Source organism: Cetobacterium sp. 2A, from assembly GCF_014250685.1.
GTDB lineage: Bacteria > Fusobacteriota > Fusobacteriia > Fusobacteriales > Fusobacteriaceae > Cetobacterium.
The window spans coordinates 189,987-211,907 of sequence record NZ_JACFAJ010000006.1; the positions used below are offsets into that span (position 1 = coordinate 189,987).

Genomic DNA, 21,921 nt, shown 5'->3' on the forward strand with positions numbered 1-21,921 from the left:
TTTTCCTCCTTTTACAATTTTGTAATTATTTCAATTATATACTAAGTATAATATAAGTTATAATAAATTGCAAGACATTTACTAAATAAAAAACGACCATTGAAAAATCCAATGGTCGCTCGTTATCTTTTAAATACTATTAAATCAAATAAATCTTTTGTTCTATATGGACTAGCAAGCTTATCTTTTAAGTTTTTCCAAAGATACTCAAATTCATCATACCTCATATTCTTAATCTGCTCTAAAGATTGTTTTTTATATAATATCTCTTCTCCACAACTAGAAATTCCTTTAGTAATATAATTCTTTAACTTACTATAATTATTTGGATCTAAATCTATTAAACTATAATATTCAGCTAAAAATTCCCTATCAAAGCAATATTCTAAAGCTATTAATTTTCTAACCAGAGAAGCTATAAATTCTATAGATAATTTTTTTGAGAACATACCCTGTCTATCACCATCTGTTTCAACAAAAGGAATAAAAACATCTTGAAAATGATAACCTTGCACCGACTTTGTCAAAAACATAAAATTCTTTAAAAATTTTTTTCTAGTTAAATCTTTTTTTAAAAATTCTAAGTCCACCTGGTACACTGAACCCACGTGAGGAAAAAGTTCATTTGTCATATCTTTCGAATGGCAAAAATTTATTACATTATCTTCATAAGATGTATTTCTTCTAATTTTTTCCATGAAATCTTGTGCTTGTATTAGAAGTTTTCCTAGTCCATCCATTTGAAATAGTTTTCTATATATTCCATTTTTTGCAATTAGCTCATGTTTTCTTAAAGGAGAAACCTTTGAAAAACACGAATCTATATTTGTATTTTTAGAAAGATTTTTTAAAAATTCTTCTTCTAAACTTAAATAGATATCTGTATCATAATCTAATAATACAGTTTTATTATCTTTTATTGCTCCATTTTTCTTTAACTCTTTAATCAAAAAATTCATATATGTTATTTTAAAATCTTGGAATATTGCTTCTTCTTCATCTGTCATCCCAACACTTTTAATAATTCCATCAAAATCAATAAAATCTTCTATTGCAACAATTCCCTCTCTACTTATTCCAATAGAATTCCATGTACATGTATAAGGAACTTTTCCAAATTCTTTATCTGCAATTAATGCCACAAACTGAGCTATCCCTCCTCCAAGAGAGTGTCCAGTTACAGATATATCCTCTATAGGAATTTGAAAATCTCTATGAAGCCTATTAAATACCTCAACTCCTTCTAAAAATTGCCTTGGTCTTTTTCCAACCCCGATTGACAAATCTGTTTCAACAAAATCTTTATAAGCATCTTCTACAGGGTATTTCTCACTACCTCTAAAAGTTATAATATATTTCTTTTCACTTTTAAAAACAACGGAATAAAATCCTGAAGATTTTTCTCTAACTGACGCAGTTCTATTATCAACATAAAAAACTTTCCATTTTTTTAAAATATCCTTAAAATATTCATAGAACTGTTCTTTTGTTTCATCTGTACAAAAATAAAAGTTTCCACTTTTTATTTTTGAGAAATCTTCTCCTTCGAATATCTCATCTATTGTTCTTCCACAATCACAATCTGTAAAATTACAGTATGATAAAATACTCAATAATAAATAATCTTTAGCCTTTTGCAAACTTATCACCTAAACCCCTATAATTGCTAACAGTACATATGTTACACAGACACCCAGCGTCGCTCCTATAACTGTTTCAATTACTGTATGAATCCTTCCTTCAACTCTAGATTGCAATACCAATATCAATAGTAAAAACGAAAGAAAAAAAATCTTTGGGTTGTCTGTTAAATAAAATATTCCTGTGAATAATGCCCCAGCCAGTGCACTGTGACCACTTGGAATTCCACCTTTAAGTGGAGTTCCCTTTTTAAAATATGTTTTTATAGCTATCACTAAAATTAAAAGTATCGCTATAATCAAAACCATACTATGTTGATATGAATTTTTCAGTATAGTAAATCCTTCACCCATTTCAGACATAATTCTTCTTTGGAAAATTATATATCCTACAACAGCTGCATTTATAGCGGATACCAGAACCGCTCCCGCTGCTACATCTTTGGCTTTTTTTGCCAAAGGATGATACGATTTACAAATCATATCTACAGTTGTTTCTATTGCTGTATTTAAAAGTTCTGCTAAAACAACTAGAGTTATTGAGAAACTCACAGAAATAAGCTCATATTTTGTAAGCTCTAAAAATATACATAGAAAAAGTATAACCACTCCACAAAATAAATGAAACTTCATATTTCTTTCTGTTCTTATAGCATCTATTATTCCTTCTATGGCCACATTAAAACTATCTGTTACACTATGTTTTTTCTCATCGTTTCTCATCCAAATCACATCCTAGTCTCTAGTATAACCGAATCTTTTTAATATCTCTTCTTCTTTCTCTCTCATTTCTAATTTATCTTCTTCTTCGATATGATCATATCCTAAAAGATGAAGTATTCCATGAGTTAAAACATAGTAAAATTCTCTTTCAAAATTATGTCCATAATCTTTTCTCTGATCTTCTACTCTTTCTAAAGATATAACTATATCTCCCAAAGTATCATATGGTCCTATATCGTAATCCTCTGTTTCATGATATGCAAAAGATATTACGTCAGTAGGTTGATCTTTCCCTCTAAAATCTCTATTTATTCTTTGTATATCTTCATTTCCAACTAAAGCTACAGAAAGATAAACTGGCTTTTCAGAATCAAATTCTCCTCTTAATACATCTCCAATATATTTTTCAACTTTTTCTTCATTTAAATATTCTTCGTATCCCTCTATTTCAATCGATAAATCTAAAACTATCTCCATTTTATTCCTCCCTATTTTTGTCCAGGGTATTTAATTCTAACATGGTGTATCCCCATCAGTACCTTGGTAAATGTTTTTATTATTATTTCTATCTCTTTAAAAGTTAAATCAGCTTCTGAAAGTTGATTATCTTCGACTTTGGCATTTATAATTTTTCTTATCATACTTTCAATTGTCACAGGAGTTTTCTCATCTATCGATCTAACAGCTGCCTCAATCGAATCTGCTAACATTATTATTGCCGATTCTTTGCTCTTTGGTTTAGGACCATTATATCTAAAATCTTCTTCTCTTACACTTGAATCTAATTGCTTAGCTTTATTATAAAAATATGCTAGCATAGTAGTTCCTTGATGCTCATACATTATATCTCTTATTTCCTTTGGTATCTTATATTCTTTAGCTAATTCAGCTCCATCTTTTGTATGGGATGTAATTATAAGACCACTTAAAAATGGTGAGATTTTTCCATGAGGATTTTCTCCACCCTCTTGATTCTCGACATAAAATCTAGGTCTTTTTACTTTTCCTATATCATGATAATAAGATGCTACTCTTGCAAGTACCGAGTCAGCCCCTATGGCCTCTGCTGCTGATTCTGAAAGAGTCGCTACCATCATTGAGTGATGGAATGTTCCGGGAGCCTTAACAGATAAAGTCTTCAATAAAGGATGTGATAAATCTCCAAGTTCTAATAACTTAAATATCGTTAAAAGATTGAAGCTTCTTTCAAAATATGGTAGAACTGCTATCGTTAACATTCCGGATATCAATCCTGACAATATTAATTCTCCAGCTTTAAGAGCTATTACAGTTCCTTCAAAACCTAAAAAGTAACTTATTAAAACAAATACAAAAAACTTTAATACTGCAAGTTTCAATCCTACATTTATAAGTTCTGCTCTTGTAGCAACTCTCTTTACTAAATATCCACCTATAACCAATGATAATATATACATTGTAAAGTATAATAGATCATAATCAAGAAGTGGCAACAGATAAGCTAATGAAAATAGCCCAATTAAAACTGCATAACTAACATTCATAAGTATACTCAGTAAAAAAATAACCATATCAAAAGGAATCATATAAGCATAATCTATATTTATAAATCTAAATATCAGAAAGGTAACTACAATTATTAAAAAAGTACTTCTATAATAATTCTTATTTAATATATATTTATTGACGACATTTGCAAATAGTGGATAAAAAATTATAGAAATTATTATTAAGTACATTAAATTTGCAAATAACATTATTATATTTTTTTTGTAAGAGTATACTCCAACAGCTTCTAACATACTAACTTTTTTTTCTGTTAATATCTCACCTTTTTTGGCCAAAATATTTCCAGCTTTTATCTCTACAAGTTGATTTCCAACTTGAGATACTTTTTCTTGAATTGCATTTTTAGTTTTTTCTTCATCATATATGTAGTTTGCAGTTAAAAATATATTTATTATACTCTTATCTAGTGTTGAAAGTTCTTCGACTTTCTTATCTAGAGGTGGCTTTATTGAAATAACACCATTTTCTTGGACTATCCCATTACCGTAAATCTCTTCTACTAAATTTCTTAATTTGTTTCTTTTTTCCATTAAATCCTTATGACTAAGCTTTAGTAAAGAATCGACTGTTGTCTGCGGAACCTTTCTTCCTATTATTCTTTCTATCACTCTAGGATCAAAATTTCTTCTTTTTTCTTTTTGTAAAGCAATAATTTGATTAAAAAAATCGTCTAATCCTTCAAGATATATTTTTCCAGCTTCAGGGACATAGATATATTCTTTCTCTGAATTTAGAACCATATCCTGGATAATACCCTCTCTTTTATGCCTATCATTGTATACAGTGCTTTTCGGTGAATATATATCGTTTACTACTACATCTCCAACACTATATGTATTACTTTTTGATAAATAAGAAAATTTAGAGCTAAGCGGAATAAGTATCAGAATAAGCATCAGATAAAGAATTTTTTCCTTTAAATGATATTCTTTTGTATATATTTCTGCGTCATCTTTATTTTTCTTATCTAATTTAAAAGAAATACTGAATCCAAAAATTTCAATTTTTTTCATTCTAGTTATTCCTCCATTTTAGTTACGATATCCTTTAGCACAGAGTTTCTATCAACCACCTTTATATTTTTTGTTGGAATGGCGTCAATAAAATATTTTCCATATTTTTTATTGATAACTCTAGTATCTAAAATTGTAACTATCCCCTTATCACTTTTACTTCTTATCAATCTTCCTATTCCCTGTTTAAATTTTATTACAGATTCTGGAATTTGATACTCTATAAAAGCATTTTTATTTTGAGCTGTAAAACTTTCTATTATAGCTTCTGTAACTGGATCACTAGGAACTTTAAATGGTAATTTAATTATTATTACAGAACTCAGTTGGTCACCTTTTATATCTACACCTTCCCAGAAAGAATCAGTTCCAAATAAAACTGGATTTTTTCCACTTTTATACATAGACACTAACTGTGTCCTAGGAACCATCCCTTGTATATAAAGTTCCATTCCCTTTTCCTCTAATTCATCTTTCATCATATAGTACATATAATTTAGAGCCGAATACGAGGTAAATAAAATAAATGTCTTTCCTTGAGATTTCAAAATTAATTCTAAAATAAAACCTTTTATTTCGTCCATAAAGTTTTTAGAACTAGGGTCTGGTATGTCTTGTGGAAGATATACTGTCATCTGTTTATCATAATCAAACGGCGAATGTATAACCTGCTCTAAAGTTTTTTCTTGTAACCCAATACTATCCTTAAAATATTCAAAGCTTTTTCCAACTGCTATTGTAGCTGATGTGAAAACCATTTGATTTAAATTACTATATAAATTCTTTTGTAATTCATTATCTATTTTAAGTGGGGTTGCCACTAATTTAGAATTACTTTTTTTCCCATTTACTTCCAACCAATATATAAACTTTTCATCATCTAAAGAGTTTATAAATTTAAAATTCTCTAAAAAACTTTCAAGTCTATCTATATATCTTATGAAATCATTTATAAAACCTTCTTTATCTTCTAAATCTTTTATTATTTTTATTATATTTCTAATTTTTTTTATGTATGAGTTAAACTCTAAAATCAAATTTTCTTTGTTATCTTCTATTATTCCATTAAACGGTGTATGCTTTAACTCCTCTTTTCTGAGTCTAAAACTAATACTTCCCATCTGTCCTTTAGAGTAATATTCTATTAAACTATTGAAATAATTTCTTCCTTCTGTAACAAGATTTTTATGTCTAATTTTTATATCATCTTGTAACTCTTTTTCAACAGAACTCTTTTTATCGTAACTCTGCCCCTTTAAATAATTGATAAGAATATCTAAACTTCCGAGTCCCTTTCTCTTACTTTTACTATCTACGGCATATATTTGATTCATTATTTTGTTAAATCCATACTTTGATACTTCATAAGAAAAATAGTCCCTTGCAACTTTTTCAACATTGTGTGCTTCATCAAAAATAGCTAGTGCATATTCTGGTAAAATTGAATACTCTGTATTGAACCCTATCTCTTTTCTTATTGCTAAATCTGAAAAATACATATGATGGTTAGTTATTAGTATATCAGCTTTTTTCTTCTCATCTCTAGCTTTTAAAAAGAAACATTCATTTTTATATGCACATTTATTTCCGGCGCACATATCAGTTTCACTTTGAAAGTGTTCCCATACATTTGAATCAACTTCAAAAGTTAACTCAGCCTTATCTCCACTCTCCGTTCTTCCACCCCATTTCAATATAGCTTGTATTTGATTTTTTTGATCTAAACTGTATTCTTGTAAGTCTATAGTTTCACCTAGAGCAATATTATTTATTTTTCTATTACACAAATAATTTCCACGGCCCTTTACTAAAACATACTTAAAATCTCCCTGTATTACCTTTTGAGCAATTGGAATATCTTTGTTTAAAAGTTGTTCTTGTAGATTAATAGTATTCGTAGATATAACAACTCTTTTTTTATTTTTTATAGCCCATTCTATTGCTGGTATCAAGTAAGCCAAAGTTTTTCCTGTCCCTGTTCCTGCCTCAACAATAACTTTTGTTTCACTATTCAATCCTTTTTCAATAACTTTCGCCATTTCTAACTGTTCATTTCTATATTCAAATTCAGAAAAAGTAGTAGATAACAGTCCTGTTTTTTCAAAATAAGGAGCTATATCTATTTTTATATTTTTATCTTGAATTAACTCAACAACTACGTAGATATCATCCACTTTATTATTTATTATATATGAAGCTCCTAACATTTTATCTGCATATACAGATGCTATTTCTATATCTGCATCTGATGGGAACAAATAACCTGATGGATGATTGTGAATAATTATCTCACCTTTTTTCATTCCTTTTAAAATAGCTGGAACTGATCCTTTATTTCCTCTGGCTAATACAGTTACTGTTTCAACAATTCCATCTTCATTTGGAATCCCTCTGAAAAAAACTTCATTGCCGTCAACTTCTTCTATCTTTTCACGCATTGTAGCTATAGCTTCTAAAGATATTTTTTCTTCTATGTTCATTTTCTTCCCTTTCATTCACAATAGATTCTCATACTAAATATAATAACCTTTTTTTGATAAAATATGAATTCTTTTTTATTTTATCTTCTTTTTTTTTAAAATATATGTTAAAATATTTATGGTCCATTGTGCATATTTATTTGTGTCTCTTTTGATGCTTACCTGTCAAATTAAATACTTTTGTCATCAAGACTTTTGTTGACACAAACCATTATTTATGTTAAAATTTTATGAGATTTTTATTTAATTCGAGGAGGTTTTTAATTTGGCACACTCAAAATCAGCTAAAAAGAGAATACTAGTAGCAGAGAGAAATAGAGAAAGAAATCAGGCGGTTAAGTCTAGAGTTAAAACTATGTCTAAAAAAGTTTTAGCAACAGTTGAAACTAAAGATATAGATGCAGCAAACGCTGCTTTATCAATAGCTTACAAAGAACTTGACAAAGCAGTTAGTAAAGGAGTTCTTAAGAAGAACACAGCTTCTAGAAAGAAAGCTAGACTTGCTGCAAAAGTTATCGCTCTGTAATTAATTTCTGTTATTATAGATTGAGGAGGTTTTTAACCTCCTTTTTCTATTTGTGTTTAAAATTCAATCTATGCCTTAGGATGGTGATATTAAATGATAAAACTTATTGTTCTTGATGTAGACGGTACTTTAACCGATGGAAAACTTTATATTGATAATTTAGGAAATGAAATGAAAGCTTTTAATGTAAAAGATGGTTTAGCAATTTCACAATCGATAAAATATGGAATTGACGTTGCTATAATTACAGGTAAAGTTTCTAATATAGTAGAAAAGAGATGCAAAGATTTAGGAATTAAAGAGATTAGACAAGGAATTAAAGATAAAGTTTTTGAATTAGAATCTATTTTAAAAAAATATTCTTTAACTTATGATAATGTAGCCTTCATGGGCGATGATCTTTTAGATTTAAAAGTTATGAAACTTTGTGGGCTTTGCGGTGCACCTAAAGATTCAGCTCGTGAAGTTTTAGCTATCTCAAACTTTGTTTCTACAAAAAATGGTGGTGAAGGAGCTGTTCGAGAGTTTATTGAACAAATTTTAAAAGAAAAAGGAATTTGGGGAAAAATTGTCGAAAACTTTGAAACTACAGCACAATAAAAAGGGGACCAACTGGTCCCTTTTTTTATTTAACTTTTTGAAGTTCTAAATATTTTTGTGCTCCGTAATAAGCTCTTAAATACATCTCTTTTAGCTCTGACATAAGAGGATATCTTGGATTCGCTCCAGTACATTGGTCATCAAATGCATCTTCAACCATTTTATCTAATTTTGATAAAAATTCAGTTTCTGAAATTCCATAATCTGCAATTGTTGGTTTGATTCCAATCTCTGCTTTTAGTTCATTTATCTTAGATCTTAATATTTTAACTTTTTCTTCTAATGTTTCAGTCCCTTTAGTGAATCCTAAATAGTCTGCCATTTTAGCATATCTTTCTTTTGCGTTTGGATATTTATACTGAGAAAACCCTGCCATTTTAAGAGGTTTATCCGTTGCATTAAATCTTATTACTTCTTCTAGAAGTAAAGCATTTGCAACTCCATGTGGTATATGAAATGCAGCTCCTAACTTATGTGCCATAGAATGACATATCCCTAAAAATGCATTTGAAAAGGCCATTCCAGCCATACACGACGCATTAGCCATCTTCTCTTTTGCTTTTTTAGCATGACTTCCACCCTTCACCGATTCTGGTAAATATTTAAATGTTAGTCTTGTAGCTTCCAGTGCCAAAGGATTTGTATAATCTGAAGCCAGTATAGAAGCATATGCCTCTAATGCATGTGTAGCTACATCTATTCCAGAAGAAGCAGTTAAACTTGCAGGCATCGACATCATAAGCTGAGAATCAACTATAGCCACGTCAGGTGTTAACTCATAATCAGCTAAAGGATATTTAATCCCTGTTTTATCATCAGTTATTACAGCAAACGGTGTTACTTCAGAACCTGTTCCTGCTGATGTTGCTATAGCCCAAAATTCAGCAAGTTCTCCCATTTTAGGGAACTGAACTATTCTTTTTCTAATATCCATAAATGTCATTGCTAAATCTTGGAAATCTACTTCCGGATGCTCATACATAACCCACATAATTTTGGCAGCATCCATTGCTGACCCTCCACCTAGAGCTAGTATAACATCTGGTTTATAATTTCTCATTACATCTGCACCTTTTTCAACTACTGATAGAGTCGGATCTGCTTGAACATCCGAGAATATTCTAAAGTCTACTCCCACATCCTCTAATATTGATGTAATATGATCTGTATATCCTAAAGAAGCTAATTGGCTGTCCGTTACTATTACTGCTCTTTTCTTTCCTTTTAATTCTTTTAAAGCTACAGGTAAACTTCCAAATTTAAAGTATACTTTTTCAGGAATTCTAAACCAAAGCATATTTTCTCTCCTCTTAGCAACAGTTTTTATGTTTATTAGATGTTTAACTCCAACATTTTCAGAAACTGCATTTCCACCCCATGAACCACATCCAAGTGTTAAAGAAGGTGAAAGCTTAAAGTTAAATACGTCCCCTATAGCTCCTTGAGCAGCTGGCATATTTATTAACGTTCTTCCTGTTTTCATAAGTTTTCCAAATTCTTTAATATGATCTTCTGCTTCTAATTCATCTGCATATAAAACTGAAGTATGTCCCATTCCACCTAACTCTATTAATCTATCAGCTTTCATAAGAGACTCTTCAAAAGACTTAGTTTTATAAAGAGCTAGTACAGGTGATAATTTTTCGTGTGCAAACGGCTCTGATAATTCAACCGATTCAACCTCTCCAATCAAAACCTTTGTGTTTTCTGGAACTTCTACACCGGCCATCGCTGCAATTTTATAAGCTGATTGCCCCACTATATCTCCATTTAAATGTCCATCTATCACTATAGTCTTTCTAACCTTATCTAGCTCTTCACCTTTTAAAATATATGCATTTCTTTTTATAAACTCTTTTTTTACTTCATTATAAATTTTATTACTAGCTATTACAGATTGCTCCGAAGCACAAATTACCCCATTATCAAATGTCTTTGATAACAGTATAGAGTTTACTGCCATTTTTATATGAGCCGTATCATCAATTATAACAGGAGTATTTCCAGCACCTACACCTATAGCTGGAGTTCCCGATGAATATGCAGCCTTAACCATTCCAGGTCCACCCGTTGCCAATATTAAGTTAACAGATCTCATAAGTTCATTAGATCCTTCAACAGAAGGTTCTTCTATCCAAGATATTATATCTTTAGGTGCTCCAGCTGCAACTGCGGCATCTAAAACGATTTTAGCAGCTGCTATTGTCGATTTTTTTGCTCTTGGATGTGGAGAAAAAATGATTCCATTTCTTGTTTTTAAAGAAATTAATGCTTTAAATATTGCTGTTGAAGTTGGATTAGTTGTTGGAACTATTCCAGCAATAACTCCAATTGGTTCAGCTATTTTTTCTATTCCGAAAGCATCATCTGATTCGATAGTTCCACAAGTTTTCGTATCCTTATATGAATTATAAATATACTCCGAAGCAAAATGATTTTTTATCACTTTATCTTCTACTATTCCCATTCCTGTTTCTTCTACCGCCATTTTAGCTAATTTTATCCTAGCATTATTCGCAGCTAGAGAAGCTTCTTTAAATATTTTATCAACCTGTTCTTGACTAAATTTAGAGTATTCTTTTTGAGCATTTTTTACTTTGGCAACTAAAGTTTCTATGGACATATAAATCAACTCCTATATATTTAAATTATTTTATTGGCTTTAATAATCATTTTCTTAGGGTTAGTTTACATTCCATTTAAAAAAAACTCAAAAATTTTTTTGCTTATATTTTGAATTTTTGACCAGTCAATTTTTGACCATTTAATTTTTTTCTAAAATTCTAGTATTATTTTTTCTATCTCAACAGCATCTGGCATATGTCCACTTTTGATATTGAACTCAGAATATATAAGCTTTTTTATCATCTCTTTTAAAAATTCTTCATCATATAGTTCAAGTAACTTTATTTTTAAAAACAGAGGATATTCTTTCACATAATCCCCTCTTTCTTTTTTAAAATACTTTTTAATCCCCTCATAAATATTTTCTTTAAAATACTTATAAGACATGCTTCTTTTTATATTCCCTCTTTTTTCTAAAAGTTTTAATTTTAATATAATATTCATTTCATCACTTATCATATAGAGAAAACTCATATATTCTTTCTCTTCTCTTAAATAATTAATGAGATTAATCTTTTCTTTATTTTCTATAAAATTATCAATCAAATTTTTCAAGTTAAATTCATTACTTACAGATAATATTGGTAATATTTTTTCAAGGGAAAATGGTTCTCCATTTAAAAAATTCTTAACTTTTTCCACTTCCTGTTTAATTGTATAAAAATCTTCTCCAATAATTTCACAAATTTTTTCAGCATCATATTCGGAAATTTTAAGTTCTTTTTCTACAAAAAATATCATTCCTTTTTTTTCATTTTCTTTTCTGGCCGTCACTAGCTTTGCTACTTTTTCTATATTTGAAAACATTTTAGTTGTTGGTTTATTAGTAGCTTTTCCAAAAGAATTTAAAAACTCTTCATAGACTATTACTACTTCTTTTTGACTCAAATCATACTCTTCCAAATATCCTATAAATTTATCTAATTTTTTTAATGACTCAGATCTTTTTAGTATTATAAGTTCCTTTGGTGAAAACATAGAGTTTGTCGAAATACTTCCTAAAAAATCAGTTTCCTCTCCTAGAGATGCATCATATATTTTTTCAGGTATATTTAAATTTTTACTTTTTATCTCTTTTATTAATTCCTGATACCTCATCTGTAAAGGTGTGTCACCATGTAAAAAATAAATCATCTTTCATCTCTCCTTTTAAAATATTCCCCTAATATAAATATAAATAGAATTATTATAACTACACAACTACTCAAAGCTGAACTTTCTAAAATCTTTTTTTCTGATACCAATGAATAATTCACCAGCGAAACAAGAGGTAATATATCCTCAATTTGCATAATATAAACCAAAGTAAATTCCCCAAAAATCACTGCAAAAATTTGCAAGAGAGCTGAAATTAACAGATTTTTTAAAATTGGTAACTCTACATACCTATATCTTTGATACCAATTAGTGCAGTCTATTAAACTCATCTCATATAAATCTTTTGGGAATTTTTTTACATACTGATACATAAGTGAATAAGCCACTGGAATACTTATGAAAATATTTCCAATTATAACTAAAATTATCAGTGGTATATCAAATAATACATTTAAATAATATAAACTAATAGCTAAAAAAGCCCCAGAAATTCCAAGATTTGAAAAAATTATAATATCTGTCAATTTACTGTAATTTTTTATTATTAGATACGTTATCATAACTATACATATAGCAGATATTCCCGATATTAAAATTGAATTTGAAATACTTTTTAAAACTGGATAATTTTCATTAAAATTTTTAGAAAAAATTGTCTTTATTGCAATTAAACTAAATTTGTTTTCATAAAAATTATAGAAAGAAAATATAAAAGAAACTGCTAAAATTCCATACTGGAAAATTATATAAAGTAATGAATATAAGGTTTTAAATATTCCAACTTTTTCTACGGCTCCTTCACCATTTAATTCATACTCGTCAATTTTAAAACCTATACTGTTAATCAGTAAAAGCATAAAAAATTGGAGTAATCCCAGTGAAAATGCTTTTGAAAAATCCATACTTCCCTTTAAACTATTTCCTATTTCTACTTCAAGTGTTGAATATTTAATTCCACCTAAAGATAAAACTATTCCAAAAGATGTAAAAGCATAAGTAAATACTAGAATAAAGCCTCTAAATATCTGGGGTAATAGAAGAGGTAGTTTTCCATAATATGCTATTTGTAGTTCATTTGCTCCGTCCAATTTAAATGCTTCTATCGTTTCACGTGGTATTTTTTTTATCCCCTCACTAATATATTTTATAAAAATTGGAGAATTATAGAATATATTAGCTATTAAAATAGCTTTCAAACTATATAAAATTTCATATTTTTTCAAAAGATCCATAGAAAAAACTATTGAAAATACTGTAACTGTTGAAATCACTGGAAAAAAAAACGGAATAAAAATAAGTCCTTGCAATAACTTACTTAAAATATTTTTTTTATATGCCACATAATAAGCTGGAATAAGTGCAATTAAAAAAGCTAAAATCGATGAAATCAAAGCTTGATACACTGAAAACTTTAATATTTCAATCGTATATTCTTCAAAAATATATCTTAAATCTTCCAAATGAAAAAAATCTTTTCCAAAAAAATATATTGGAAGAAGCCATAGCAATCCATAAATAAGATTTACTATTGTTCTTTGTTTCACTACTTATCCTCCCTTATATAACAAACATTAGCCTTAATTATACCATAAAATATTTGACAAAAAGAAGGTATAATTTTTTAAAAATCATGTTATAATTTTAAATGATATTAAAAATTTCAAAAGGAGAACTAGATGAAATATTCAAAAGATAAAGTTATTAATTTTATATATTCAATTATAGATCAAGATGATTTAGTCAAAGCCTCAATATCTAATTTAAAAGGTTCTTATCCTTATAATAAGGTGTCTTTAAAACCTATCGCTATAAAAGGTGAGCTCTTTATTCAATGGGAGCAATTTAAGGATAATAAAGCCTTCCATTCAAATCTTACAAAAGAACAAAGTAAAATTAACTTCAATGAACTTTTAGATAACTTTAAGCAACTTCTTATAAATACAAAAGATAAAGAGATTCAAATTTTAAAAGGTAAAAATGATTTCAATATGAAAATAAAAGAGACATCTGTTAAACAAATTTCATTGGATCATAACAAAAAGAAAAATTATCTCTTAGAAGAAGGAATTCCAGTTCCTTTCCTTATAAGACTTGGAGTAATGAATAAAGATGGAAAAGTCATAAAAGAGAAATTTAGTAAATTTAGACAAATAAATAAATATTTGGAGTTTATCGAAGATACTTTGAAAGAATTAGAGCAGAAAAAACTTATTCAAGATTCAATTAAGGTTGTTGATTTTGGTTGTGGAAAATCTTATCTTACATTTGCCTTATATCACTATTTAAAAAATGTAAAAAATATGAAACTTGAAGTGATTGGATTAGACTTAAAAAAAGATGTTATTAATCATTGCAATGAAATTGCAAAGGATTTAAACTTTGACTGTCTTGAATTTATCGAAGGTAATATTCAACATTTTGATAAATTAAAAAATGTCGATTTAATATTTTCTTTACATGCTTGTAATAACGCCACTGATTACTCAATACTAAAAGGTTTAGAAATGAATGCAAAAGCTATTTTAGCAGTACCTTGTTGTCAGTCTGAGTTTAATCAAAAAATCCATAAATCTGAGACAACTCATCTAAAAAAAGAACTTTCTGTAATTGGAAAACATGGTATTCTCCAAGAAAAATTTAGTTCTTTAGCTACTGATGCTTTAAGAGCCCAGGCTCTTGAACTTTGTGGTTATAAAACAACAGTTATGGAGTTCATAGATATGGAACATACTCCTAAAAATATTTTGATAAAAGCCATTAAAGAAAATTTCAAAGAGGATACTTTAATAACAAAGAAAAAAGAATATGATACTTTTCTTAAATTTTTAGGTATCGAACCTCTTCTAGATACACTAATAAGAGATTTTTATCTATAAAATAAAACAGTCGGCAGAAATTCGTGCCGACTGTTTTATGGTTCCAAAAAATAAAAAAAACTGGAATTCTTCCAGCTAAAGTTCATTGTGGTGCGAAGGGAGGGACTTGAACCCTCACGTCTAGGACGCCAGATCCTAAGTCTGGTGCGTCTGCCAATTCCGCCACCCTCGCAAGTGGTGCCGCTTATCGGAGTCGAACCAATTACCTACTGATTACAAGTCAGTTGCTCTACCAGGTGAGCTAAAGCGGCTGATATTAATTTTTAAAATAAATGGCGGGAGTGACGAGGCTCGAACTCGCGACCTCATGCGTGACAGGCATGCGCTCTAACCAACTGAGCTACACCCCCATTTATATTGGTGGAAACAACAGGACTTGAACCTGTGACCCCCTGCTTGTAAGGCAGGTGCTCTCCCAACTGAGCTATGCTTCCAATGGTACCCCGTAGGGGAATCGAACCCCTGTTTATAGAGTGAAAATCTATTGTCCTAACCGTTGAACGAACGGGGCAAATGGTGCGTCATACTGGGCTCGAACCAGTGACAACACGATTAAAAGTCGTGTGCTCTACCATCTGAGCTAATAACGCATCTCATGGAGCGGGAAACGAGGGTCGAACTCGCGACATTCAGCTTGGAAGGCTGACGCTCTACCGACTGAGCTATTCCCGCATCACAAGAATAATAATACCACAATTTACATTTTCTGTCAACAAGTTTTTTTTTATTTTTTTAAAAATATTTTTTTTGGCTGACTTGCCTTACTTTCATTATGAACTCTATCTACAGCTGTCACTAAATAAAAATATGATTTCCCGTCTGTAACATCTCTATCTACAAATTTATTTTCTCCATCTCTTCTTATAGTTTCAAGTAAGTATCTAGAGTCTGTAACATCAATTTTTGGTGTCTCACTTCTATAAATTGCATAGTAAGTTACATAGTTTTTAGGGAAATCATCCCAAGTCAACTCTACACCATCTTCAACTTTATTTAATTTAAAATTAGTTACTGGACTTGGTGCAACCTCATCTATCCATGGAGTTTTTGGAGGAAGAGCTATATTCTTATAACTTTTTCCCTTTAAATTTTCTTTTATATTTGTAGAGTTATTTAAAATTTTATCAAGTCCAAAATAAGCACTTCCTAGAGCTCTACCATTATCTCTATTATAATTTATTTGATTTAATAATTCATCTTCATTTTTCCATGCTTCGTTACTTCCTAATCTATAGGCAGCATGTCCTATATAAAGATTTGTTTTGCTTCCACTAACTTCTTCTTGCCACCAATCTACAAGTGTTGCGTAAGGAGCAACTTTAAAATCAAAATTCCAATAAATCTGTGGAACTATGTAATCTATCCAACCTTTTTTAATCCATTTTCTAGTATCAGCATAAAGCGTATCATAATTTGTAACTCCAGCTTTAGTATTTGAACCTGTAGAATCATCTGATATATTTCTCCAAACGCCAAATGGACTAATTCCAAATTTTACATAAGGCTTTGTTTTCTTTATATTTTTAGCTAAAGACTCTACAAATATATCTACATTTTTTCTTCTCCAAGCATCGAGAGTTAGGCCTTTTCCATACTTTTTATATGCTTCTCTATCTGGAAATGGAATATCTTTTTTCTTTTTATCCCTTGCAGGGTATGGATAAAAGTAGTCATCCATATGAACTGCATCTATATCGTAGTTTTTAACTACATCTAGAATGACTTTCTCTGTAAAATTTCTAGCTGCTGGTACTCCGGGATTATAATATAGCTTCCCATCATAATTAACAGTCCAGTCTTTATGTTTTAATGCAGGGTGATTTTTTGGAAGTTTTTCTCCTTTTGTGAAAGTAACTCTATAAGGATTAAACCATGCATGAAACTCTAAATTTCTTTTGTGTGCTTCATCTACAAGAAACTTTAAAGGATCGTATCCTGGATCTTTTCCAGCTTCTCCCGTTAAATATTTAGACCAAGGTTCATCACTAGGGCTTTTATAAAATCTATCACCAACTGGTCTTACCTGAACAATAACGGCATTCATTTTCAGTGCTTTTATTTCATTTAACATATCTATATATTCTTTTTTCTGTTCTTCTATAGTAAGACCCTGTTTAGAAGGCCAATTGATATTTCCTACACTTGCAATCCAAACAGCTCTAAACTCTCTTTTAGGAGACTTTTCATTCTCCATTGAGAAGCAATTTAAAGTTAATAAAAGAATAAAGATAAAATATTTTAAAAATATTTTCTTCATGTTCCCTCCAAAATATTATCCTTTTACAATTCTAAATCTATTTTTTAATTTATCTCTTAAAATAGCTATAAAAATTAATTTTCTTCCCATCATCAATGGTATTATTATTTCTTTTTTTTCTTTAGTTATTATATCTATAACAACTTGCGCTCTGCTACTCTTTCCAACTGACTGCTCTTTTAAAGTACAACTTTGGATATCGTCAAAACTTAGGTCTACACCTTTGCTTATTATTTTTCCTTCTTTTAAATTTAGAGTAATTCCAAACTCAAATATTGTCTTTAAATGTTTAAGTCCAAGATATATAAAAATTATTGAAAAAACTAAATAAGCATACTTTGTACTATTCAAATAAAACATATAGCCTTGATATAGACCCATCAATAGTAGGGGTACTCCTGTCCCTAACCACATGATTACCTTTTTTATGTCCAATCTAAATTTTTCAATATCTTTTGGTTCAACTGTCGTCTTCTCTACTCTTTTACAAAAATCTTCAAAAAAAAACACACTACCACTCCTTGAAAAACTATTTAACTAAATCCATAATTTCTTCTTTTTTATAGTCTAAATTATGAACTGCATTTATATATCTCACTGTTTTACTTTTTCCTCTTATAACTAGAGTTTGAGTTCTAGCAATATTTCCTTTTCTCTTTACTCCCTCAAGTAAATCCCCACTTGTAACTCCTGTTGCTGAGAATATAACTTCATCGTCTTTAACTAGATCATCTAATCTTAGTACCTCTCCAACTCTTAACCCTTGCTCTTCACATCTTAATTTCTCATAAGCTGAAATTTTATCATTTTCTAAAGATACACCCTTAACTTCGCTTCTTAATTTTAATCTAGCATGCATATCTCCACCCAATGCTCTAATAACTGCAGCAGAAATTACTCCTTCTGGTGCTCCACCTATTCCATAAAGCATATCTACATCTGAATCTACTACAGATGTTAATATAGAACCCGCTACGTCTCCATCTGGAAGAGCGTATACTCTTAATCCTAAGTTTTGAAGTTCCTTTATAATAACGTGATGTCTAGGTTTATCTAAAACTACTATTGTAAGTTCATTTAATTTTTTATTTAAAGCTTTTGCTACATTTTCTATATTCTCCATTAAAGGCTTTTCTAAATCAATAACTCCCTTAGCATCCGGACCAACTATAAGTTTTTCCATATACATATCAGGTGCTTTTAAAAAACTTCCTTTTCTACCAACAGCTAATACTGCAATTGCATTTGCTTGTCCTTGAGCTGTCATTCTTGTTCCTTCTACTGGATCAACTGCTATATCAACACACGCATATGCTTGATCTCCCTTATTAGAATGATGTATCGCTCCAACTTTTTCTCCAATAAATAACATAGGAGCCTCATCTATTTCTCCCTCACCAATTACAATTTCACCATCAATCATAATTCCATTTAACATAGTTCTCATTGCATCAACTGCGGCTTGGTCTGCGGCCTCTTTATCCCCTCTTCCAACCCATTTGTGTGCTGCTAATGCTGCAGCTTCAGTAACTCTTGCAAACTCTAATGCTAATTCTCTTTTCATTGTATCCTCCTATTTTGTATTTATTGATCTGTAAATTATTTCGCCCTCTTTTTTCATCTGCAATCTATCTCTCGCAATTTTTTCTCTATAATACGAATTGTTAATCTTTTTTAAAAGATTATCGTATTCATCTATACTTTCAAGGGCAGCTTTTTTTTTCTCTAAAATCAAAGTTCTCTCTTTGGTCAAATGATCTATTTTTATATAACTTCTATAAATATGTGATCCGAAAAAAAATGTATTTAATAAAATCAAACAAGTTACTAAGATTCTTAGCATTTATATCCCCCAAATTTATATTACTTCTTTACACTTTCTTTTTTAAGAAGTTGTAATTTTTTTGAAATCATTCTTTTAGCTACTGGAGAAACTTTATCTACGAATAATATTGCATCCAAGTGATCGTACTCATGTTGGAAAGCTCTTGCTAAAAGTCCCTCTGCAGACTCTATTACTTCCTCTCCATCAACGTTTGTATATTTTATTTTAACATGTGTTGACCTCTTAACATTTTTATAAATTCCTGGAATACTTAAACATCCCTCTTCACAATCTTCGATAGTATCTGATAATTCTATTATCTCTGGATTTATAACTTTTCTTACTATTTCGTCTCCAACATCTATTACAAACATTCTTTTGTTTATTCCAACTTGCGACGCTGCTAATCCAACCCCATTTATGTCGTGCATTGTTTCAACCATTCCATCTAAAATATCTTTTATTTCATCAGTTATTTCCTCTACTGGAGTAGAAATCGCTCTTAAAGATTCCTCACCATATATCTTAATCTCGTATATCATTTCTTTACACCTCTTACTATTTATAATTTTCATTATATTATATCATATTAGATTTATTGGGTCTATATCAACAGTTACTCTGAAGTCTTTATTTTCAAAGTTTTCTAATTTTTTCTTAAGTAAATTTTTATATTTATTTATTTCTGTTCTGCTTCCTTTTATAAATATATTATATCTATATCTATCTTTAACTTTATATACTAAACTTTTCATTGGACCATAAATTTCAACTTTTTCACTCTTAATTTCATTACATAATTCTTGAGCAAATTTTTCTAATCCCTCCTCTTTTTTAGAAGAAATCCCTATATTTATTATTTTAGAAAATGGTGGATATTCTAGAAGCTCTCTATTTTCAATTTCTTGATTATAAAAGCTCTCATAATCATTTTCTAAAATTTTCTCGATTACATAACTTTCTGGTTGGTAGGTTTGAATTATTACTTCTCCTTTTTTCTCTCCTCTTCCAGCTCTTCCAGCAACTTGTGTAACCATCTGGAAAGTTCTTTCTCCCGATCTAAAATCTGGAATAGTCAATATTGTATCTGAATTTATTACTCCTACAAGTGTTACATTTGGAAAATGTAATCCTTTTGCAATCATTTGTGTTCCTATCATTATATCGTATTTCCCATTTAAAAAATCGTGGTACATATTTTCATAGAATCCTTTTTCTTTCGATATATCTCCATCAACCCTTACAATATTAACTGGAAAATACTTTTTCAACTCTTCTTCTACTCTTTCGACACCTTTTCCACTATGTGTAAGATTAGTACTTCCACACTTACTACATTTCTTTGAAAACTTTTTAGTAACTCCACAGTAATTGCACTTTAAAGTAGAATTACTAAAATAATAATTCATCTTTATAGAGCAGTGTTCACACTCCTCCATATGACCGCATTCTTTGCATTGAATTAAAGTAGAATAACCTTTTCTATTTAAAAGTAGAATTACTTGTTCTTTTTTTAATAGCGTCATCTTTATCTTTTCTAATAATTCTTTACTAAAAAATTGATCCTCTTCAGCTTTCATATCAACTACTTTCATTTCAGGGAGCTTAGCATCATTATATCTATGTTCCATAGTGTATAGTTCAAATATACCTTTTTTTCCATAATAATAACTTTCAATCGATGGAGTTGCAGAACCTAAAACAACTTTAGCCCCTTCAATCTCTGCTCTTTTTATTGCAACATACTTTGCATTATATCTTGGACTACTATCCTGTTTATAACTATTTTCATGTTCTTCATCTATTATAATATATTCTAGATTTTTAACTGGAGCAAATATAGCTGACCTAACTCCAAGAACTATTCTTTTTTGTCCACTATATAAACTGTACCATTCTTTTGCTCTTTCACTATTAGTTAGTTTACTGTGTAAAATTGCAACACTATCATTAAATTCATCCTTAAACCTTTTAATCATCTGTGGAGTTAAAGAAATTTCAGGAACTAAAAATATTGATCCTCCTCCAGTTTTAAGGGCTTCTTTTATAAGCTGAATATATACTTCTGTTTTTCCTGAACCCGTTACTCCTCTTATAAGAAAATGTCTACTTTTAGAATTTATTATCCCATTTTTCACATTGGATTGTTCTGTGTTTAATATGGCGTCCTTAACCTCTTTATAATTTCCTATTTCTTTTAAAAATTTATTTTCTTCAAAATCTTTTATTTTTTTTTCTAAAATTAAATCTCCCATCTTAACCATTTCATCAATTGATTTTTTAGGAAAATGTTTTTCTAAAGTAACTTTACTTATAGATTTTTTCTTTTCTAAATATTTATGAATCTCATTTTTTTCACTTATTTCTTTTTCTGGATTTAAATAATAGATTGATTTATAAGAGATATTCATTCCAGCTGGAACAGCAGTATTAAATATTTGCTCAAAGCTACACATATAATAATCTTTTATCCAAAGAAGTAACTTTATAAATTTCTCATCAAAGGATATCTGTTCATCCATTACTTTTTTTATAGGCAAAACTTTAAACTCAAAATTCTCAGTTAAGTCTTCTTCTATTACCACTCCAACCTTATCTCTATTTCTAAAAGAAACTAAAACTCTATCACCTATTTTTGCTTCTTCATTTTCAGCGCTATATGTAAAAAAATTATTCGTTCCTTCTAAGTATACTTTCCAATATTTCATTT

At 29.5% G+C, this 21,921-nt stretch carries 17 protein-coding genes and 7 tRNA genes; 3 read left to right on the forward strand and 21 right to left on the reverse strand.

Translation table 11 applies throughout. From position 1 onward, the window contains the following. Positions 1-122 precede the first annotated feature (122 nt). The 5 genes from H3N56_RS04715 to H3N56_RS04735 are packed head-to-tail and all read right to left on the reverse strand — an operon-like array spanning position 123 to position 7,404. The gene (locus H3N56_RS04715) at positions 123-1,649 is read right to left on the reverse strand and encodes a hypothetical protein (RefSeq protein WP_185880118.1); all 1,527 of its coding nucleotides are present in this window, start codon (positions 1,647-1,649) and stop codon (positions 123-125) included. Next, complete coding sequence (locus H3N56_RS04720) at positions 1,650-2,363, reverse strand: diacylglycerol kinase (protein WP_185880119.1); 714 nt, start codon at positions 2,361-2,363, stop codon at positions 1,650-1,652. It lies immediately after the preceding gene. 12 nt (positions 2,364-2,375) lie between these two features. Next, on the reverse strand, positions 2,376-2,840 hold the full coding sequence (gene ybeY / locus H3N56_RS04725) for an rRNA maturation RNase YbeY (protein WP_185880120.1): 465 nt from the start codon (positions 2,838-2,840) through the stop codon (positions 2,376-2,378). An 11-nt stretch (positions 2,841-2,851) separates the two neighbouring features. Beyond that, positions 2,852-4,924 carry an HD family phosphohydrolase gene (locus H3N56_RS04730; protein WP_185880121.1) on the reverse strand — a complete coding sequence of 691 codons (2,073 nt, stop codon included), beginning with the start codon at positions 4,922-4,924 and terminating at the stop codon, positions 2,852-2,854. Positions 4,925-4,929: 5 nt separating this feature from the next. Continuing rightward, complete coding sequence (locus tag H3N56_RS04735) at positions 4,930-7,404, reverse strand: ATP-dependent DNA helicase (RefSeq protein ID WP_185880122.1); 2,475 nt, start codon at positions 7,402-7,404, stop codon at positions 4,930-4,932. Between the two features lie 265 nt (positions 7,405-7,669). Between H3N56_RS04735 and rpsT the strand changes: the two genes are divergently transcribed. Further along, on the forward strand, positions 7,670-7,930 hold the full coding sequence (gene rpsT / locus H3N56_RS04740) for a 30S ribosomal protein S20 (protein ID WP_185880123.1): 261 nt from the start codon (positions 7,670-7,672) through the stop codon (positions 7,928-7,930). A 93-nt stretch (positions 7,931-8,023) separates the two neighbouring features. Beyond that, positions 8,024-8,530, forward strand: coding sequence for an HAD family hydrolase (locus H3N56_RS04745; RefSeq protein WP_185880124.1), 507 nt, complete (start codon positions 8,024-8,026; stop codon positions 8,528-8,530). Positions 8,531-8,555: 25 nt separating this feature from the next. Here the strand turns inward: H3N56_RS04745 and adhE are convergent, their stop codons facing one another. From adhE to H3N56_RS04760, 3 genes are all read right to left on the reverse strand, one after another. Further along, positions 8,556-11,153 carry a bifunctional acetaldehyde-CoA/alcohol dehydrogenase gene (adhE, locus tag H3N56_RS04750; RefSeq protein ID WP_185880125.1) on the reverse strand — a complete coding sequence of 866 codons (2,598 nt, stop codon included), beginning with the start codon at positions 11,151-11,153 and terminating at the stop codon, positions 8,556-8,558. A gap of 152 nt (positions 11,154-11,305) precedes the next feature. Continuing rightward, complete coding sequence (locus tag H3N56_RS04755) at positions 11,306-12,289, reverse strand: DNA polymerase III subunit delta (RefSeq protein WP_185880126.1); 984 nt, start codon at positions 12,287-12,289, stop codon at positions 11,306-11,308. Further along, positions 12,286-13,797, reverse strand: coding sequence for an ABC transporter permease subunit (locus tag H3N56_RS04760; protein WP_185880127.1), 1,512 nt, complete (start codon positions 13,795-13,797; stop codon positions 12,286-12,288). The genes H3N56_RS04755 and H3N56_RS04760 overlap by 4 nt, the downstream gene beginning before the upstream one ends. Positions 13,798-13,929: 132 nt before the next feature. On the opposite strand from H3N56_RS04760, the gene H3N56_RS04765 reads away from it, so the two are divergent. Then, the gene (locus tag H3N56_RS04765; protein ID WP_185880128.1) at positions 13,930-15,129 is read left to right on the forward strand and encodes an SAM-dependent methyltransferase; all 1,200 of its coding nucleotides are present in this window, start codon (positions 13,930-13,932) and stop codon (positions 15,127-15,129) included. An 88-nt stretch (positions 15,130-15,217) separates the two neighbouring features. Here H3N56_RS04765 and H3N56_RS04770 read toward each other — a convergent pair. The 13 genes from H3N56_RS04770 to priA all read right to left on the reverse strand — a co-directional run bounded on the left by H3N56_RS04770 (position 15,218) and on the right by priA (position 21,919). Further along, a tRNA-Leu gene (locus H3N56_RS04770) sits at positions 15,218-15,301 on the reverse strand. Between the two features lie 3 nt (positions 15,302-15,304). After that, positions 15,305-15,380 (reverse strand) — tRNA-Thr (locus H3N56_RS04775). 22 nt (positions 15,381-15,402) lie between these two features. Next, positions 15,403-15,479 (reverse strand) — tRNA-Asp (locus H3N56_RS04780). 8 nt (positions 15,480-15,487) lie between these two features. Next, positions 15,488-15,563 (reverse strand) — tRNA-Val (locus tag H3N56_RS04785). A 2-nt stretch (positions 15,564-15,565) separates the two neighbouring features. Next, positions 15,566-15,640, reverse strand: a tRNA-Glu gene (locus H3N56_RS04790). A 3-nt stretch (positions 15,641-15,643) separates the two neighbouring features. Further along, positions 15,644-15,719, reverse strand: a tRNA-Lys gene (locus H3N56_RS04795). 6 nt (positions 15,720-15,725) lie between these two features. Continuing rightward, a tRNA-Gly gene (locus H3N56_RS04800) sits at positions 15,726-15,801 on the reverse strand. A 52-nt stretch (positions 15,802-15,853) separates the two neighbouring features. Next, a complete protein-coding gene (locus H3N56_RS04805; protein WP_185880129.1) occupies positions 15,854-17,386 on the reverse strand; it encodes a glycoside hydrolase family 10 protein in 1,533 nt (510 codons plus the stop codon). A 15-nt stretch (positions 17,387-17,401) separates the two neighbouring features. Further along, positions 17,402-17,896 carry a hypothetical protein gene (locus H3N56_RS04810; protein WP_185880130.1) on the reverse strand — a complete coding sequence of 165 codons (495 nt, stop codon included), beginning with the start codon at positions 17,894-17,896 and terminating at the stop codon, positions 17,402-17,404. A gap of 19 nt (positions 17,897-17,915) precedes the next feature. Continuing rightward, positions 17,916-18,950, reverse strand: a complete 1,035-nt coding sequence (gene glpX / locus H3N56_RS04815; protein WP_185880131.1) for a class II fructose-bisphosphatase — start codon at positions 18,948-18,950, stop codon at positions 17,916-17,918. Between the two features lie 9 nt (positions 18,951-18,959). After that, a complete protein-coding gene (locus H3N56_RS04820; protein ID WP_185880132.1) occupies positions 18,960-19,229 on the reverse strand; it encodes a septum formation initiator family protein in 270 nt (89 codons plus the stop codon). A 20-nt stretch (positions 19,230-19,249) separates the two neighbouring features. After that, the gene (gene def, locus H3N56_RS04825; RefSeq protein WP_221893430.1) at positions 19,250-19,753 is read right to left on the reverse strand and encodes a peptide deformylase; all 504 of its coding nucleotides are present in this window, start codon (positions 19,751-19,753) and stop codon (positions 19,250-19,252) included. 42 nt (positions 19,754-19,795) lie between these two features. Continuing rightward, a complete protein-coding gene (priA, locus tag H3N56_RS04830) occupies positions 19,796-21,919 on the reverse strand; it encodes a primosomal protein N' (protein WP_185880134.1) in 2,124 nt (707 codons plus the stop codon). Positions 21,920-21,921: the final 2 nt, after the last annotated feature.

What these genes read in the sequence shown, in the direction of transcription:
- H3N56_RS04720 (WP_185880119.1), bottom strand. Translation starts at nt 2,363, where the DNA reads ATGAGAAACGATGAGAAAAAACATAGTGTAACAGATAGTTTTAATGTG.
- ybeY (WP_185880120.1), bottom strand. Translation starts at nt 2,840, where the DNA reads ATGGAGATAGTTTTAGATTTATCGATTGAAATAGAGGGATACGAAGAA.
- H3N56_RS04730 (WP_185880121.1), bottom strand. Translation starts at nt 4,924, where the DNA reads ATGAAAAAAATTGAAATTTTTGGATTCAGTATTTCTTTTAAATTAGAT.
- H3N56_RS04735 (WP_185880122.1), bottom strand. Translation starts at nt 7,404, where the DNA reads ATGAACATAGAAGAAAAAATATCTTTAGAAGCTATAGCTACAATGCGT.
- H3N56_RS04745 (WP_185880124.1), top strand. Translation starts at nt 8,024, where the DNA reads ATGATAAAACTTATTGTTCTTGATGTAGACGGTACTTTAACCGATGGA.
- adhE (WP_185880125.1), bottom strand. Translation starts at nt 11,153, where the DNA reads ATGTCCATAGAAACTTTAGTTGCCAAAGTAAAAAATGCTCAAAAAGAA.
- H3N56_RS04755 (WP_185880126.1), bottom strand. Translation starts at nt 12,289, where the DNA reads ATGATTTATTTTTTACATGGTGACACACCTTTACAGATGAGGTATCAG.
- H3N56_RS04765 (WP_185880128.1), top strand. Translation starts at nt 13,930, where the DNA reads ATGAAATATTCAAAAGATAAAGTTATTAATTTTATATATTCAATTATA.
- H3N56_RS04805 (WP_185880129.1), bottom strand. Translation starts at nt 17,386, where the DNA reads ATGAAGAAAATATTTTTAAAATATTTTATCTTTATTCTTTTATTAACT.
- glpX (WP_185880131.1), bottom strand. Translation starts at nt 18,950, where the DNA reads ATGAAAAGAGAATTAGCATTAGAGTTTGCAAGAGTTACTGAAGCTGCA.
- H3N56_RS04820 (WP_185880132.1), bottom strand. Translation starts at nt 19,229, where the DNA reads ATGCTAAGAATCTTAGTAACTTGTTTGATTTTATTAAATACATTTTTT.
- def (WP_221893430.1), bottom strand. Translation starts at nt 19,753, where the DNA reads ATGATATACGAGATTAAGATATATGGTGAGGAATCTTTAAGAGCGATT.
- priA (WP_185880134.1), bottom strand. Translation starts at nt 21,919, where the DNA reads ATGAAATATTGGAAAGTATACTTAGAAGGAACGAATAATTTTTTTACA.